Annotated in this window: 14 protein-coding genes; 6 read left to right on the top strand and 8 right to left on the bottom strand. The window is 72.4% G+C overall.

All coding sequences use genetic code 11. The features are described from left to right. Positions 1 to 151: 151 nt before the first annotated feature. From ACQEVU_RS49830 to ACQEVU_RS49820, 3 genes are read left to right on the top strand one after another with little or no spacing between them, the layout of a single operon-like run. Positions 152 to 868: a polysaccharide deacetylase family protein gene (locus ACQEVU_RS49830; RefSeq protein ID WP_433337344.1), complete on the top strand. Its 717-nt coding sequence runs from the start codon at positions 152 to 154 to the stop codon at positions 866 to 868. A gap of 59 nt (positions 869 to 927) precedes the next feature. Further along, positions 928 to 2127, top strand: a complete 1200-nt coding sequence (locus ACQEVU_RS49825) for an MGDG synthase family glycosyltransferase (RefSeq protein ID WP_433337342.1) — start codon at positions 928 to 930, stop codon at positions 2125 to 2127. 24 nt (positions 2128 to 2151) lie between these two features. Then, positions 2152 to 3039, top strand: a complete 888-nt coding sequence (locus tag ACQEVU_RS49820) for a DMT family transporter (RefSeq protein ID WP_433337340.1) — start codon at positions 2152 to 2154, stop codon at positions 3037 to 3039. Positions 3040 to 3058: 19 nt separating this feature from the next. Here the strand turns inward: ACQEVU_RS49820 and ACQEVU_RS49815 are convergent, their stop codons facing one another. From ACQEVU_RS49815 to ACQEVU_RS49800, 4 genes are read right to left on the bottom strand one after another with little or no spacing between them, the layout of a single operon-like run. Further along, on the bottom strand, positions 3059 to 4876 hold the full coding sequence (locus ACQEVU_RS49815; RefSeq protein ID WP_433337338.1) for a hypothetical protein: 1818 nt from the start codon (positions 4874 to 4876) through the stop codon (positions 3059 to 3061). A 49-nt stretch (positions 4877 to 4925) separates the two neighbouring features. After that, a complete protein-coding gene (locus tag ACQEVU_RS49810) occupies positions 4926 to 5210 on the bottom strand; it encodes a hypothetical protein (protein ID WP_433337336.1) in 285 nt (94 codons plus the stop codon). A gap of 4 nt (positions 5211 to 5214) precedes the next feature. After that, positions 5215 to 5529 carry a CopG family transcriptional regulator gene (locus ACQEVU_RS49805; protein ID WP_433337334.1) on the bottom strand — a complete coding sequence of 105 codons (315 nt, stop codon included), beginning with the start codon at positions 5527 to 5529 and terminating at the stop codon, positions 5215 to 5217. Continuing rightward, on the bottom strand, positions 5526 to 5834 hold the full coding sequence (locus ACQEVU_RS49800) for a hypothetical protein (protein WP_433337332.1): 309 nt from the start codon (positions 5832 to 5834) through the stop codon (positions 5526 to 5528). Before ACQEVU_RS49800 ends, ACQEVU_RS49805 begins: the two co-directional genes overlap by 4 nt. 18 nt (positions 5835 to 5852) lie before the next feature. Here ACQEVU_RS49800 and ACQEVU_RS49795 point away from each other — a divergent pair, with 18 nt between their 5' ends. Genes ACQEVU_RS49795 through ACQEVU_RS49785 form a run of 3 tightly spaced genes read left to right on the top strand, consistent with a single transcriptional unit; the run spans position 5853 to position 9978 of the window. After that, positions 5853 to 6665, top strand: coding sequence for an SDR family oxidoreductase (locus ACQEVU_RS49795; protein ID WP_433337330.1), 813 nt, complete (start codon positions 5853 to 5855; stop codon positions 6663 to 6665). A 5-nt stretch (positions 6666 to 6670) separates the two neighbouring features. Then, positions 6671 to 9172 carry a valine--tRNA ligase gene (valS, locus tag ACQEVU_RS49790; protein WP_433337328.1) on the top strand — a complete coding sequence of 834 codons (2502 nt, stop codon included), beginning with the start codon at positions 6671 to 6673 and terminating at the stop codon, positions 9170 to 9172. Continuing rightward, the gene (locus tag ACQEVU_RS49785) at positions 9172 to 9978 is read left to right on the top strand and encodes a TrmH family RNA methyltransferase (protein WP_433339717.1); all 807 of its coding nucleotides are present in this window, start codon (positions 9172 to 9174) and stop codon (positions 9976 to 9978) included. The genes valS and ACQEVU_RS49785 overlap by 1 nt, the downstream gene beginning before the upstream one ends. Positions 9979 to 10066: 88 nt before the next feature. Here the strand turns inward: ACQEVU_RS49785 and ACQEVU_RS49780 are convergent, their stop codons facing one another. From ACQEVU_RS49780 to ACQEVU_RS49765, 4 genes are all read right to left on the bottom strand, one after another. After that, positions 10067 to 11803 carry a VWA domain-containing protein gene (locus tag ACQEVU_RS49780; RefSeq protein WP_433337326.1) on the bottom strand — a complete coding sequence of 579 codons (1737 nt, stop codon included), beginning with the start codon at positions 11801 to 11803 and terminating at the stop codon, positions 10067 to 10069. A 200-nt stretch (positions 11804 to 12003) separates the two neighbouring features. Continuing rightward, complete coding sequence (locus tag ACQEVU_RS49775) at positions 12004 to 12804, bottom strand: endonuclease/exonuclease/phosphatase family protein (protein ID WP_433337324.1); 801 nt, start codon at positions 12802 to 12804, stop codon at positions 12004 to 12006. Between the two features lie 4 nt (positions 12805 to 12808). After that, positions 12809 to 13447, bottom strand: coding sequence for a hypothetical protein (locus tag ACQEVU_RS49770; protein WP_433337322.1), 639 nt, complete (start codon positions 13445 to 13447; stop codon positions 12809 to 12811). A gap of 150 nt (positions 13448 to 13597) precedes the next feature. After that, positions 13598 to 14572 (bottom strand): TolB family protein, encoded by a 975-nt coding sequence (locus ACQEVU_RS49765; protein WP_433337320.1) that lies wholly within the window; start codon positions 14570 to 14572, stop codon positions 13598 to 13600. Positions 14573 to 14746: the final 174 nt, after the last annotated feature.

The following is a 14746-nucleotide window of genomic DNA, read 5'->3' as shown; positions in this document are numbered from 1 at the left end:
GCGGCGACGGGACGCCGGTGGGGCGCCACCCTCAATCTTGCTTCGGTTTCGGCGCCGTGACCGCGGGTAGCGGCGGGGGCCGGACACGCGGACCCCGGCCGCAATGCCTCGAAGGTTCATCCGGCGGGTTCGTACGGCAGGAGGTCAGGGCATGAGGAGACAGCTGCTGGCGACGGGCGCGTTCGCGGCCGCCGCCGCGGTACTGCATGCCGGCCCCGCCGTGGCGGCGCTGCCGCTGGTCCACCGAAACCTGCGGGCACTGCGCGGCGCCGGCCGGCCCGGCACCGTCGCGCTCACGCTGGACGACGGCCCGGATCGCCGGTCCACGCCGGCCTTCCTCGACTCGCTGGCGCGGCTCGGCATCCCCGCCACCTTCTTCGTGCTCGGTGGCATGGCGGCGAAGGCGCCCGACCTGCTGCGCCGCATCCACGACGACGGGCACGAGATCGGCGTACACGGCTGGACCCACCGCGACCACCTCCGGATGACCCCGGGCCGCGTCCACCACGACCTCGCCCGCACGGCCGACCTGATCTTCGGCATCTGCGGGGTCCGGCCCGTGTGGTTCCGCCCGCCGTACGGGATCCTGTCCGCGGGCAGCCTCCTCGCGGCCGCCCGGCTCGGCCTGCGCCCGGTGCTCTGGAGCGCCTGGGGCCGCGACTGGGAGGCCGGCGCCACCACCGGCTCGGTGCTGTCCGGCCTGCGCTCCGGCGGCATCCGGGGCGGCGCCACCCTGCTGCTGCACGACAGCGACTGCGCGGCGGCCCCCGGCTCCTGGCGCTCGGCCCTCGGCGCGCTGGCGGCGATCGCCGGCGACGGCGAGCGGCAGGGGCTGCGGTTCGCCCGGATGAGCGACCATCGTCCGTGACGGCCGGCCGGCGACGGCCGAAACGTTAGAACCACGGGCTGTGCGGTAGATCGTCCAGCGTGTCCACCACCGAGCCTGGTCCGGTCCGCGCAGACCTGAGCCGCCGCGTCGTGGTGATCTCGGCGAGCGTCGGCGCCGGGCATGACGGCACCACCCGCGACCTGGCCGCCCGGCTTCGCGAGCGAGGCCTGCGGGTCGACTGCGTGGACGTCACCGACGTTTTCCCGCTGGGGCTCGGGCGGCTGCTGCGCGGCACGTACCACGGCCTGCTGCTGCGGATGCCGTGGATCTACGCCGGCCTGTTCGCGATCGCCTGCCGGTTCCGCGGCGCCGCCCCGATCACGCGGGCCCTGCTGCGTCCGGTGCGTCCGCGGATGCGCCGCGCGCTGCCCGCCGACGTCGATGCGGTCGTGTCGACGTACCCGATCGCCAGCCAGCTCCTGGGCCCGCTGCGCCGCGACGGTCAGCTCGCCGTGCCGGTGGTCACCTACCTGACCGACTTCGCCCCGCACCCGATCTGGCTCTCGCCCGGGGTGGACGTGCACTACGTGGCGCACGAGACCAACCGCGCCCAGGCGCTCGCCGGCTCGGCCGCCGACGTCCGGGCCGGCCGGCTGGTATCCGCCGGCTGCGGGCCGCCCTCCGCGGCGGCGAAGCAGCGCGCCCGGCAGCGGTTCGGCCTTCCGCCGGACGCCCGGATCGCGCTGGTGGTCGCCGGCGCGTGGGGAGTCGGCGAGATCGCCGCGACGGCCGCCGACATCGCGGCCACGGGTGCCGCGATCCCGGTCACGGTCTGCGGCCGCAACGAGGACCTGCGCCGCCGGCTGCTGCGGGCCGGGACCGGTCACGTCCTCGGCTGGGTGGACGACATGCCGGAGCTGCTGCACGCGGCCGACGTGCTCGTCGAGAACGGCGGCGGCCTCACCGCCCTGGAGGCCATGGCGAGCGGGCTGCCCGTGCTCACGTACCGCCCGCTGCCCGGGCACGGCCGGGCGAGCGCGGTCGCCATGGCCGAGGCCGGGGTGAGCACGCTGGTCCGCGGCCGCGACGAGCTGGGGCGGGCACTGTGTGAGCTCGCCGACGGCGAGCGGGGCCGCCGGGCTCGCGAGGCCGGGCTCGCGCTGTTTGCCACCGATCCCACCGACGGCATCGCCGCCCTCACGACTGCCGGCGTCGGGTCCCTCGCCACCGGCGGCATGGCCGCACGGGCGGTGGGTGAGCGTCCGTCGTTCGCCGGTGGCGATGCCGGCCCCGGGTGACCCGGGCGTCGACGGGCCGTCGTCATGATTTACGTTGCGGTGGTCGCGGCGCTGGGTTCGGCGGCCGCGTTCGCCGTCGGCGCCGCGCTCGAGCAGAGCGAGGCCAAGCGGGAGAAGCGCACCGAGTCGCCGTACGATCCGCGGCTGCTGCTGCGCCTCGCGCGCCGGCCCAGATGGCTGCTGGCCTGGGTGCCCGAGGGCATCGGCACCGGGCTGCAGGCCCTGGCGCTGAGCTTCGGCCCCCTCATCCTGGTCGAGCCGCTGCTGGTGACGGGTCTGTTCCTGGCCATACCGCTGACCGCCGTCTTCAACCGCCGCCGCGTCCACGCGCGCGACTACGTCGTGGTGGCGCTGGGCGCGGCCGGCCTGGCCGCGTTCCTGCTGGCCGCCCAGCCCCAGCCCGGCGTGACCGAGCCCTCGGTGGCCGGCTGGCTGAGCGTCGCATTGTGGGCCGGCCCCCTGCTCGGGGTGTGCCTGGCCTGCTCATGGCCCGCCGGCAACGGAGGCCGGGCCGTGCTGCTGGGCGTCGCCAGCGGCCTGCTGTACGGCATCGCGGCCTCCCTGCTCAAGGCGCTGACCGCGCAGCTGTCCACGGATCCGATCGGCATCTTCACCCGCGGCCAGACCTACGCCCTGGTCATCGTCGGGCTGGCCGCGGTGAGCCTCAACCAGAACGCGTTCCAGAGCTCCCGCATCGCCGTGCCCCTGACGGCGATCACCATCGTCGACCCCGCCGTCGGCGTCGCGGTCGGTGTCACCGCGTTCCACGAGCAGATCGACACCAACGGCCCGCGCCTCGCGATCATGATCGTCGCCGGACTCGTCATGCTCGCCGCGATCTGGCTGGCCAGCACCACCCGGTCGGACATCCGCCAAAACCATCCGCTCGGCGCGGACGCCCCGACCCGCTGACCCCGCGGCGCCGGAGCCGCTACTTGAGGCGGTCGCGGACGTCCCAGATCCAGACGTCGTCGACGCGCTGGCCGGGGCCCAGAAGGGCCTCCATCGTCTGGAGCAGCAGGTCCTCGTGGGCGGTCTTGCCCAGGACGAAGACCGACGCGTTCCAGAACTTGATGTCCTCCAGCAGCTTCGCGCGGTCGGCGTCGGTGACCTCGTGGGGCTTGCCCGTCGCGGCGACCGTGTCCAGCAGGGCCGTCGTCGGGCGGGCCGGCGGGCCCAGGACGCCCTCGCCCTTGTCGTTGGGGCCCAGGAAGTAGCCGTGCGGGATCGGGAACTCGTGCCGGGCCACGGCGCTCCACTGCAGGCCGCCGACGCGGACGTTGCTCGGGACCGGGACCGGGACGAGGGTCTGGCCGTCGGCCACGTAACCGCGCCACTTGTCGCTGGTGATGAAGTGCGGGATGGGGTCGGCGGCGACCACCGGCAGCGGGGTCGGGAAGAGCGGGATCAGCGCGATCGCGATCGCGACGCGGGCGTCGAAGCGGAACCAGTCCTTGAGCGGGCGGGCGACGCCGTCCGGGCGGGCGACCTTGTCCCAGGCCATCGCGAGCAGGACGGCGATCGCGAGGGTGCACACGTACGCCATCCGGGTCGGCAGCAGCAGGCCGACCAGCGGGGTGCTCTCGGGGACGAGCGACCAGATGCCCTTGTAGCTCGTGTAGTGGCCGTCCCACCGGACGTCCCAGCCCAGCGAGCAGAGGGCGATGATGAAGCCGGTGATGGCCGCGGTCCGGGCGATGATCGAGCGCCACAGCACGATGACGAGGACGGGGACCAGGCAGAACAGCGCCACGCCGTACCACGTGTTCTGCTCCGTGATGCCGATCGTCGACTCGACGCTCTCGTCGCCGGCCAGGGTGTCGCGGGAGTACGTGAAGAATGCGCGGACGTCCTCGCCCCAGCCGACGAACGGCAGCCCGTGGAACGTCTGGGGGCCGTTGAACTGGTACCACAGCGGGTACGCCAGCAGCGCCGCCGCCACGGCCGCGGTCACCGCGGCGCCGAGCAGGAACGGCTTGGCGATCTTGGCGGCCTCCCGCGGGCGCATCGCGGCCCAGACGATCACCGCGACCGTGCAGCCGAGCGCGACGACCAGCAGCTGCTCCTCGTTGAGGAAGACCTGGTACGTCACCAGCAGGCCCAGGATGATGCCGTTGCGCAGCCAGCGGCCCTGCTCACCGAGCTTCATCACGCGCAGCACGATGAACGGCAGGACGAAGTTGGTCACGAAGTTGGCCTGGCCGTTGGCGTGGTGCACGATGCCGGGCGCGAAGCCGACGAACGCGCCGGCGACGGCGGCGGCCGGGCGGGACTTGACGACGTGGCGCGAGAGCACCCAGTAGGTGCTGTAGCAGGTGCCGACCGAGGCGCCGCCGAGCCAGAGCAGGTAGGTGATCTGCGGGCCCAGCAGCATGGTCAGCGGGGCCAGCGGGATCGTGATGCCCAGCACCGAGGTGTTGGCCATCATGTTGACGCCGACGGGCACGTTCTGGCGCGCGGAGAACAGCGGGTTGCTCAGGTGGCGCACCGAGTACGCCCCGTGGCTGAGCAGCCACTCGAACCAGATGTGGTCGTCGGGCAGGTGACCGGAGACACGCCGCTGCACGTCCAACCAGAAGTGGCCCAGCATCACGAACGCGACGAAGCTGAATGCCGCCACGGCCGCCAGGTCCGGCAGAATTCGCCGCATTCTCGGCGAAATCCGCTCATGAAGCCGCAAGGGCGGCGACGCCGCGGGGGGCGCGTCGGTCTCGTCGGGTTCGAGCTGGGTCGCCGTCACGCGCGACATCGTAGGCCAACCGGGTGACATGCGGCGCCCGCCCGTCACCCGGCGTGCGTCACCCCTGGTCGGCCGGGGGTGAAGAGAACGGCCGGAGCCGGTGGAATCCGATCAATGTCGCCAGGAGCAGGACGGTCGTGACGGAGTAGTCGCCGAGGCCGTAGCGGGCCGCGATGTGGCGCCAGAGGACAACCAGCGCGGCGCCGGCGGCCAGCCACAGCCAGGCGGTGAGCCGCCGCTGGGACGACGGCCGGGGCCGGTCCATCCACGCGGTGAGGGGGCCGCGCCACGCGAGGAGGCCGAAGACGAGCCCGGTCGCGGCGATGATGGCCAGGTCGATCACCGGGTCAGGCGACCTTGCGCAGCGTGGTCAGGGCGCGCAGGGCCTCGGCCAGCGAGATGGGGTGGTCGTCGGCCTCGGTGGCCAGGCACTGCTCGATCATCTGGCGCATCAGCGTCGAGGGCTTCACGCCCCGGCGCCGCGCGATGCCGGCCAGCTGCTCGGCCGTGCTCGTCGGGAGGCGTACCGAATACACCGCCATCGTCTCGCCGTCGGGCTTCGGCGGCAGCTCGGCGGAAGCGTCCGTGTAGGTGATGTTGCCGGCGGCCACGGCCAGGGCCAGGGCGTCCAGCTGTTCGTCCGTTGCGAACCCGTCGCTCATGACTTCGCCTCCCATGCCTCGAACTCGGCCAGCTGGACGGGGGTCATGTCCAGCGCGCCGACGATGAGCCATTCCAAGCCGCCCTCGTGCCGGAGCACGACGATCAGCGGGCGGCCCGACCGCGTGCGTGCCCAGACGCTGAGGACCGGAAGTCTCAGGGAGACTCCCGCCCTCGGCAGCCGCCGGTCCGCGTTCAGCGCCTCGAGGGCCTCGATCGGCTCGATGCCGTTGAGTGCCGCCAGGGTCGCCGGCCACCAGCGGTAGGGCATACCCCAATGTACGACGCGCGTCATACGCACGTCCACCGGGAGCATACTGACGACATGATCCTGATTACCGGCGCGACCGGGCAGGTCGGGCGGCGCGTGGCCGAGCGGCTGACGCTGCCGCACGCGTTGCTCGTGCGGGATCCCGCCAAGGCCCCCGAGACCGACAAATCCGTGAGAACCGCCGAGTACGCCGACAAAGCGGGCATGATCGCCGCGTGCGAGGGCATCGACACGCTCTTCCTCGTCTCGGGGCGTGAGGACCAGAGCCGCCTCGCGGCGCACCGCACGGCCGTGGACGCGGCGGTCGAGGCCGGGGTGAGCCGGATCGTGTACCTCTCGTTCGAGGCCGCCGCCCCCGACTGCACGTTCACGTTCGGCCGCGACCACTGGCACACCGAGCAGCACATCCGCGCCACCGGCCTGAGCTACACATTCCTGCGCGACAACATGTACCAGGAAATGCTGCCCCGCCTGGCCGGCGCCGACGGCGTGATCCGCGGCCCGGCCGGCGACGGCCGGCTGGCCGCGGTCGGCTACGACGACGTCGCCGACTCCGTCGTCGCCGCACTGCATACGGACCTGCCCGGAAAGACCTTCAGGCTCAGCGGCCCGGAGGCATTCACGCTGTACGAAGCGGCCGAGATCCTTGGGCTGCGGTACGAGCCGGAGACCGTCGAGGAGGCCTACGCCTCCAGGGCGCATTACGGCGCCCCGCAGTTCGAGGTGGCGGGCTGGGTCACGTCGTACGAAGCCATCGCGGCCGGCGACCTGGCGGAGGTCACCGACGACGTGCAGATGCTGACCGGACATAGGCCGCGGTCCCTGCGGGAATTGAGAGGTGACGACGGCCGGGCGGTCATAGCATGAAGCGCATGCCGGAAACCGATCGCATACCGCAGCGCCCCACTCTCGACGGCCTCGAGGAGAAGTGGGCGGGCGTATGGGAGGTAGAGGGCACGTACCGCTTCGATCGCACCGCCGCCAAGGAGCAGATCTTCTCGATCGACACGCCGCCGCCGACGGTGAGCGGCGCCCTGCACGTCGGGCACGTCTTTTCCTACACGCAGACCGACATCGTGGCGCGGTACCAGCGCATGCGCGGCAAGGCCGTGTTCTATCCGATGGGGTGGGACGACAACGGCCTGCCGACCGAGCGCCGGGTGCAGCTGACGTTCGGCGTGCAGTGTGACCCCACGTTGCCGTACGACCCCGAGTTCCAGCCTCCGGAGCGCCCCGGCAAGGACCGTGTGCTCATCGGCCGCCGCAACTTCGTGGAGCTCTGCCAGCGCCAGACCGACCTCGACGAGCGGTCCTACGAGCGCCTCTGGAAGCACGTGGGCCTCAGCGTGGACTGGTCGTACCTGTACACCACCATCGGCGACCGCGCGAGAGCCACCGCGCAGCGCGGGTTCCTCAACAGCCTCGAGCGCGGCGAGGCCTACGCGGTGGACGGCCCGACCCTCTGGGACGTGACGTTCGGCACCGCGGTGGCCCAGGCCGAGCTCGAGGACCGCGAGCGGCCCGGCGCGTTCCACCGCGTGCGCTTCGGCGAGCACTTCATCGAGACGACCCGCCCCGAGCTGCTGCCGGCCTGCGTGGCGCTGGTGGCGCACCCGTCCGACGAGCGGTACAAGCCCTATTTCGGCACGACGGTGCGCACGCCGCTGTTCCACGTGGAGGTGCCGCTGCTCGCCCACCACCTCGCCGACCCGGAGAAGGGCAGCGGGCTGGTGATGGTGTGCACGTTCGGCGACCTCACCGACGTGATCTGGTGGCGGGAGCTGGACCTGCCGACCCGCACCGTGATGCAGCGCAACGGCCGCCTCGGCCTGCAGGCGCCCGACGGCGTGGACGAGGACGCCTACGCGCCGGTGGCCGGGCTGACGATCAGCCAGGCGCGGGAGAAGGTCGTGGCGATGCTGCGCGCCTCCGGCGAGCTCGACGGGGAGCCCCGCCCGATCACGCACTCCGTGAAGTTCTACGAGAAGGGCGATCGGCCGGTCGAGATCGTGGCGACCCGGCAGTGGTACATCAGGAACGGCGCCCGCTCGCCCGAACTGCGCGAGACGATGCTGGCGCGCGGGCGCGAGCTGCAGTGGACGCCGGCGCACATGCGGGCCCGCTACGAGCACTGGGTCGAGGGCCTCACCGGCGACTGGGTGATCAGCCGGCAGCGGTTCTTCGGGGTGCCGATTCCGCTGTGGTACCGCCTCGACGCCGACGCCAACCCGATCTACGACGATCCGATCATTCCCAAGGCGCTGCCCATGGACCCGAGCAGCGACACGCCGCCGGGGTTCGAGGAGGCCGATCGCGGCCGGCCGGGCGGCTTCGTCGGCGACCCGGACGTGATGGACACCTGGGCGACGTCCTCGCTCACGCCGCAGATCGCCGGGCGCTGGCTCGACGACCCGGAGCTGTTCAACCTGGTGTTCCCGATGGACATGCGCCCGCAGGCGCACGAGATCATCCGCACCTGGCTCTTCTCCACGGTCCTGCGCTCGCAGTTCGAGCACGGCGTGCTGCCGTGGCGCAACGCCGCGATCGCCGGCTGGATCCTCGACCCGGACCGCAAGAAGATCTCGAAGTCCAAGGGCAACGCGCGCGACGACGACAGCCCCGAGGTGCTGCTCGAGCGGTTCGGCGCCGACGCGATCCGGTACTGGGCCGGCAGCGCCCGCCGCGGCGTGGACACCGCGCTGGACACCAACCAGATGAAGGTGGGCCGCCGGCTGGCGGTGAAGCTGCTCAACGCGAGCCGGTTCGTGCTCGGCTTCGGCGGCGCGCCTGACCCGGCGAAGGTCTCCGAGCCGGTGGACCTGGCGCTGCTGGCCGCGCTGTCGCGGGTGGTGACCGAGGCGACCGCGTCCTTCGAGGAGTTCGACTACGCGCGGGCCCTCGAGGTCACCGAGCAGTTCTTCTGGACCTTCTGCGACGACTACGTGGAGCTGGTGAAGGCCCGCGCCTACGGCGAGGCCGAGGCCGCCGGGGTGGAGTCGGCCCGGGCCGCGCTGGCCGTGGCCCTCTCGACGCTGCAGCGGCTGTTCGCGCCGTTCCTGCCGTACGTGGCCGAGGAGGTCTGGTCGTGGTGGCAGGACGGCTCGGTGCACCGCGCGCCGTGGCCGCAGGCGCTGCCCGAGCCGCTGCCGGCCGGCGACGTGGCGCCGCTGCACGTGGCGGCCGAGGTGCTCGGCGCGATCCGGCGGGCCAAGTCGGCCGCGCAGCAGTCGATGCGCGCCGAGGTGGCCCGGGTGGAGCTGGCCGGCCCGGTCGCGACGCTCGAGCGGGTGCGGGCCGACCTCACCGCCGCCGGCAACGTGCGCGACTGGTCCATCGTCGAGGCGCAGGAGCTGTCGGCTACCGTCACCTTGTGATGGAACTCCAGGCCATCGGGGTTTCGCACCCCGCGGTGCGGCAGGTGCAGCACATCCAGAACAACACCGCGCCCAACCGCTACAAGCTCTTCGTCGCCGAGGGGCTGTGGGCGCACAACATGCTCCTGGAGTCGGGCGCGCCGATCGACACGTTCTTCTGGTGCCCGGAGGCGATCTACGCCGACGAGGCGCACAAGCGGGCCGAGGAGATCGCGGAGCGGGCCGAGCGCTCGTTCCGCATCTCCCTGCGCACGCTGGAGAAAATCTCCGAGCGGGACAAGCCCGACGGGCTGCTGTCGCTGGCCGCGCTGCCGCGGTGGGACGCCCGGGACCTGCGCTTCGGGCGCACCGCGCTGGTGCTCGTCGCCGACGGCGTGGAGATCCCGGGCAACCTCGGCACGCTGATCCGCTCGCTGGACGCCTGCGGGGCCGACTGCCTCGTGCTGACCAACCGCAAGACCCGGCTCACGCACCCGAAGGTGATCCGGGCCAGCCAGGGCACGATTCTCACGGTACCGACGCTGGAGTTCGAAACGGTGTCCGAAGCCGCCGCGTGGCTCGAGGACCGGCGCTTCACCGTGCTGCTGGCCGACACCGACGAGGCGGTCAACTACCGGCAGGCCGACTACGGCGGGCGCACCGCGCTGGTGGTGGGCAGCGAGCGGTACGGCATCGGCAAGGACTGGTACGGCCGCGGATACCAGCGAGTCGCCGTACCCATGCTCGGGTCCGGCGACTCGCTCAACGTCTCGGTCTCCGCGTCCGTCCTCCTCTACGAGGCCCGCGCGCGGAAATCGAACTGGTAGCCGGAAAGCCTGGCCTGGCGCTCGCTTCGCTCGGGCGCGGGCGGGGGGTTCCCACCCGCACCCCTATGGCGCTTCGCGCCACTACCACCTATTTCGGCGCCGTGACCTGGCCACGCAGGGAGATCGCCTGCAGGAAGATGTCGCCGATCTTGGCCGGGTCGGGCGCGACGAACGTGCCGCCGCCGATCGCGTCGGTGATCTGCTTCATGTGCACCTGGTCGGCCTGGTCGCTGATGCCGATGAGGATCAACTGGATCGGCTTGGCCGGGTCGGCGGCCTTCTTGAGCTCGGCGATCAGCTGGTCCAGCGACAGGCCGCCGGCGGGGTCGTCGTTCGCGCCGTCGGTCATGACGATGACCGAGTTGACGCGCCCGCTTTCGTACCCCTGCTGCACGGTCTTGTAGGCGGCGAGGATGGTGTCGTAGAGCGCGGTGTCGCCGTTCTTCTTCGCCTGGATCTGCGAGAGCGCCTGCAGGCACTGGGTGCGCTGGCTGACCAGCGGGCCGATCGGCACTAGCTGCTTGTAGTCCTTGTTGCCGTCCATGAGCGTGGAGAACTCCCACACGCCCAGCGCCCACGAGTCGTCGAAGAGGCTCATGCCCTTGCGCGCGGCCTCGAGCGTGACCTGCATGCGGGTCGCGCCGCCGGCCGTCGGCACCGGCTCCAGCATCGAGCCGGACACGTCGATGACGGCGAGCATGCGGGCCGGCAGCGTGATCGCCTGCCACTTCGTCAGCAGGCCCTCCACGGTGGCCGCGTCGGGCGCCGCGCCCGCGCCGGACAGCGTCGACGGCGCGCTGGTCGGCGTCGCGAAGCCCTTGCCGGGCGCGCCGTCCGGGCCGCGCAGCCCGATGGCGCCGAGCTGGTCGCGGAACTCCTGCGTGTCGAACGACTTGAGCAGCTCGGTGGCGATGCTGGCCTTGTCGGGGGACAGCACCACGGCCGGGTAGTCCAGCGCCGGCATGGGCTCGGCGTAGATCGCGGCCAGGCGCACCGGCGGCTGCACGCCGTTGTACTGGATGACCGCCTGCTCGGACAGCGGGGCCACGCTCAGGCCGCTGCTCAGCGCGGTCGGGTCGCTGCCGCGCGGGAACTTCTGCAGCAGGTCGGCCCGCAGCGCGGAGCGGCCGGCGGCCAGCGCCCGCAGCGCCGCCGTGGCGGTCTGCGTGGCCTGGGTGGCGTTGCCGCCGCCGGCGGCCTGCGCGGCCGCGGCGAGCGTGAGCAGGCCGCCGAGGCCGGTCGCGTCGCGGCTGGGCTCGACGATGCCGACCTTCACCTTCTGGTCGGTCGCCACCTTCGCGATCAGGTCGGTGTACGTGATCTTCTTCTGCGGCCAGCCGAACGTCGTCGCGATCGGCTCCGGCATCGCGAGCACCACGGGGCTGCGGGCGATCGACTTGGGGGTCACGGGCGCGCTCTGCGGGTTGGCTGCCTGCAGCCGCAGCAGCCACAGCGAGGAGTCGGCGACCCAGATGTCCGGGATGCGGGTCTTGCCGTTGGCCTGCCCCACGCCGGTCAGCGTCTTGTTGGCCCGGCCGGCCAGCGCGGACGCGACGTCGGCCGGGTCCTCGTCGATGACCTCGATGTCGACGCAGTTGCCGTTGGCCTTGGCCTGCTCGGACCAGGCGGTGGTCTGCGCCTTGATCGCCGGTGTGATGTCGGCCGGCGCGCCGATGGACAGCTTGGCGGCGTTGCCGCACGAAGGCTGCGAGTACTTGCGGAATGCATACCAGCTACCGGCGAGGACGACGAGCACGGCGACGGCGGCGGCGCCCAGCTTCAGCGCTCCGCCCGACGACCCCGCTGAGCGGTGGCGACCTTTCACGGCTCTTATCCTCCGGACCGGCGGCCTTTGCGGCCTTGTACCTTCGGTTGAAAATCACTGACGGTACGCATCCCAACAAACGAACGCCCAATCTACAAGGCGCCGAAGAATCGTAGTTACACGAACACGGTTCGCAATCGTGACCGGACAAACGGACACAACCCGGCAATCTGCGCCGACTTAAATCTGTTCTAATCGATCTACAGTGTGCCGGGGCGATCGCGGAGCGTGACCACGAGCGGGCAGTGATCGGAGAACGGCAGGGACGGGCTCGCGACGTCGGCGACCCGCGGCAGGCGCTCGAATCCGCGGCGGTCGGCCAGGACGTGGTCGAACTGCACGCGCGGCGCGGGCGCGGGATAAGTAGGAACGGCGGCCAGCCGGTGCCAGCCCGAGAACAGCCGGGGCAGGCCGCCCGGCAGGTTCAGGTCGGCCAGCAGGATCCGCGGGGCCGGCAGGTCGCGCAGCGCGCGGCGGACCAGCCGCAGCTGCCGGACGTTCCATCCGGGCACGAACGACAGGTGGGTAGTGGCGATCGTCACGCGCCCGATCGGCGTCTCGGTCACCGCGGCGATGAGCACCCGCGGCTCGTCGTCGAGCAGCATGACCCGCATCCGCCGCGGCCCCGGGATCATGATCGGCGCGCGCATCGGGGCGGCCGGCAGGCGGGTGACCCGCCAGTGGCTCACCGGATAGCGGCTGACCAGCGCCACGCCGTAGTGCGGATCGGGGGCGTAGTGGTCGTCGTCGGTGGCGGGCCTGAACGTTTCACCGGGCGTACCGACGACGGCCGGGACGAAGATCACGTGCGCCGCCCCGAGCGCGTCGGCGGCGATGCGGGCCAGGTCGGCGTGGCCGCTGCGCGGCTGGGCGCGGTCGACCTCCTGCAGACCCAGGACGTCGGTGTCGAGCCCGGCGATCGCGGCGCCGATCCGGTCGGCGTCGACGAGGCCGTCGGCGAGCGACCGCCCGTGCATCAGGTTGAACGTGCCGAGCCGCATGTCCTCATTGTCGTCGCCTGATCTTGGAAACCGCCGCCCGGGCGATGGTCTCGGTCTCGGCCCGGTCGACGCCGGGCTGCCCGAAATGCACGAGCGTGCAGGTCGCGGGCCCGACCCGGACGACCACCAGATAGCCGCTCAGGGCAAAGGCATCATCGCCGGTACCGCCATTCGCCGACATCCGGAACACCCGCTCCTGCTCGCCGAGGCGGGGGAAGTCGCCGACGGGCGCCACGCTCACGGCGGTCGTCTCGCCGCCGCCGTCGGTGTCGGTGAAGCTCGCGCACCGGGCGGCGAGCTCGGCGGCCTCGCTGCCGGCCGAGACCTCCTCGGCCAGGAACGGCCCGGTGCCGCCGGCCTCGAACCGCGCGATCTGGCCCTGCATGGCGCCGCCGCCGTCGCGGAAGTAGTCCAGCAGCGCGTCGCAGCCGGCCACGCTGGCGCTGCTCGCGGTGCTGACCTCGGGCGCGACGTCGGCGGGGCTGACCGTGTACCCGTCCGGGAGGTCGGCCGGGGCGAGCAGGACGTCGGCGCTCGCGCGCTCCGGCGACGGCGCCGCGGCCGGCTTGGCGCCGCCACCGCACCCCGCGAGCGCGAGCACGGCGGCGCTCACGACGGCGGTGGGCAGACACCGATGGCTCATACCGGCATCATGCCCGCTACCCAGGGCCGGCATCGCCCGTTCGGCGCCTTGCCCGGTTCGGCCGCGCTGCTTCTTTCCGCCTGCACCGCCGGCGTCCGGGCCGGCCGGCTCGCCCCGACACCGGCTGCTCGGCTGCGCGCCGAGCTGACGTCACGGGGCGACGGTCGGCTGCGAGCCCTGGTGCAGCGGCGTGCGCCTGCCGGTGGCCAGGTCGACCGCGGTCACCCAGGATCGGCCCTGGTAGGCGGCGGTGAGCACGCCAGTGCGGTCCCCGGCGTACACCATCTCGCGGTCGTCGGCCTTGCCGACCTGGTGGCGCTGGGCGCCCGACGCGTCGGCCTCCGTGACGGCCACGGCCTTGCCGTCGGTGTTGTAGCTGGTCCACGCGACCTTCTGCCCGTCGGCGCGCCAGGCCGGGACGACGCCGAAGCCGCTGGTGCCGTTGCCGCCGCCGCCGTACACGTCGATGGCGCGCTCGCGGCCGGTGCTCACGTTGCCGATGCTCAGGCAGTTGTCGGCGATGCTCTCGCACTCGCCGCCGCGGAAGGCGATCTGCGTGCCGTCGGGCGACCAGGCGACGGCGTCGTCGGTGCGCAGGCGCTCGACGAGCGTGGTGGCCTGCGTGGTCGAGCCGTCGGTCGGGGCCTCCATGGCGTACCCGACCTCGGGCACGGCCTGGTCGCGGCACTCGGCCGGGAACAACGGCTCGGAGGCGGTGCCGCCCTCGGTGCCGACCCGGAAGACGCCGGGGCCGCCGGTGCAGGACAGCGCGGAGTACGCGATCCACTTGCCGTCGGGCGACCATGACGGCCCGCCGGCGACCCGGTCGCTGACCTGGTGCTTGTCCTCGCCGTTGGCGCCCATGACCCAGACGGTGCCGTTGTGGAGGTACGCCAGCTTCGTGCCGTCGGGAGAGAACCGCGGGCGGGCGTTGACCTCGTCCTCGGTGAGGCGCACCTCGTCGGCGCCGTTGCTGCGGTAGATCACGCCGCCGCGGACGTAGGCGACGGTCTGACCGCCCGCCGGGGCGCCGGCCTCGGCGGCGTGGGCGGCGGAGGCGCCGATCAGCGCGGTCAGGCCCGCGGCCACGGTGATGCCGGCCATCGTGATCGTCTTGCGGTACATCCTTGCCCCCCGTATTGCCGTCTCGTCCGTGTGACGCCGAGAACCATCGGCGCAACCGTGCCGCACCTGAACGGTTCCCATCCGGAAACTCCGAGATTTTCCGCGAATCGGACAAAACGGGCCCTTGATTGTTCCCGAAAGAAGATGCACTCTTAGTGCACACTTTTCGGGACC

Source organism: Dactylosporangium sp. CA-139066 (assembly GCF_050936175.1).
Taxonomy (GTDB): domain Bacteria; phylum Actinomycetota; class Actinomycetes; order Mycobacteriales; family Micromonosporaceae; genus Dactylosporangium.
Note: the sequence above shows the minus strand (reverse complement) of the source record. Positions and strands in the feature narration are given on the sequence as shown.

What these genes read in the sequence shown, in the direction of transcription:
- ACQEVU_RS49815 (WP_433337338.1), bottom strand. Translation starts at nt 4,876, where the DNA reads ATGTCGCGCGTGACGGCGACCCAGCTCGAACCCGACGAGACCGACGCG.
- ACQEVU_RS49820 (WP_433337340.1), top strand. Translation starts at nt 2,152, where the DNA reads ATGATTTACGTTGCGGTGGTCGCGGCGCTGGGTTCGGCGGCCGCGTTC.
- valS (WP_433337328.1), top strand. Translation starts at nt 6,671, where the DNA reads ATGCCGGAAACCGATCGCATACCGCAGCGCCCCACTCTCGACGGCCTC.
- ACQEVU_RS49770 (WP_433337322.1), bottom strand. Translation starts at nt 13,447, where the DNA reads ATGAGCCATCGGTGTCTGCCCACCGCCGTCGTGAGCGCCGCCGTGCTC.
- ACQEVU_RS49805 (WP_433337334.1), bottom strand. Translation starts at nt 5,529, where the DNA reads ATGAGCGACGGGTTCGCAACGGACGAACAGCTGGACGCCCTGGCCCTG.
- ACQEVU_RS49795 (WP_433337330.1), top strand. Translation starts at nt 5,853, where the DNA reads ATGATCCTGATTACCGGCGCGACCGGGCAGGTCGGGCGGCGCGTGGCC.
- ACQEVU_RS49765 (WP_433337320.1), bottom strand. Translation starts at nt 14,572, where the DNA reads ATGTACCGCAAGACGATCACGATGGCCGGCATCACCGTGGCCGCGGGC.
- ACQEVU_RS49775 (WP_433337324.1), bottom strand. Translation starts at nt 12,804, where the DNA reads ATGCGGCTCGGCACGTTCAACCTGATGCACGGGCGGTCGCTCGCCGAC.
- ACQEVU_RS49830 (WP_433337344.1), top strand. Translation starts at nt 152, where the DNA reads ATGAGGAGACAGCTGCTGGCGACGGGCGCGTTCGCGGCCGCCGCCGCG.
- ACQEVU_RS49785 (WP_433339717.1), top strand. Translation starts at nt 9,172, where the DNA reads ATGGAACTCCAGGCCATCGGGGTTTCGCACCCCGCGGTGCGGCAGGTG.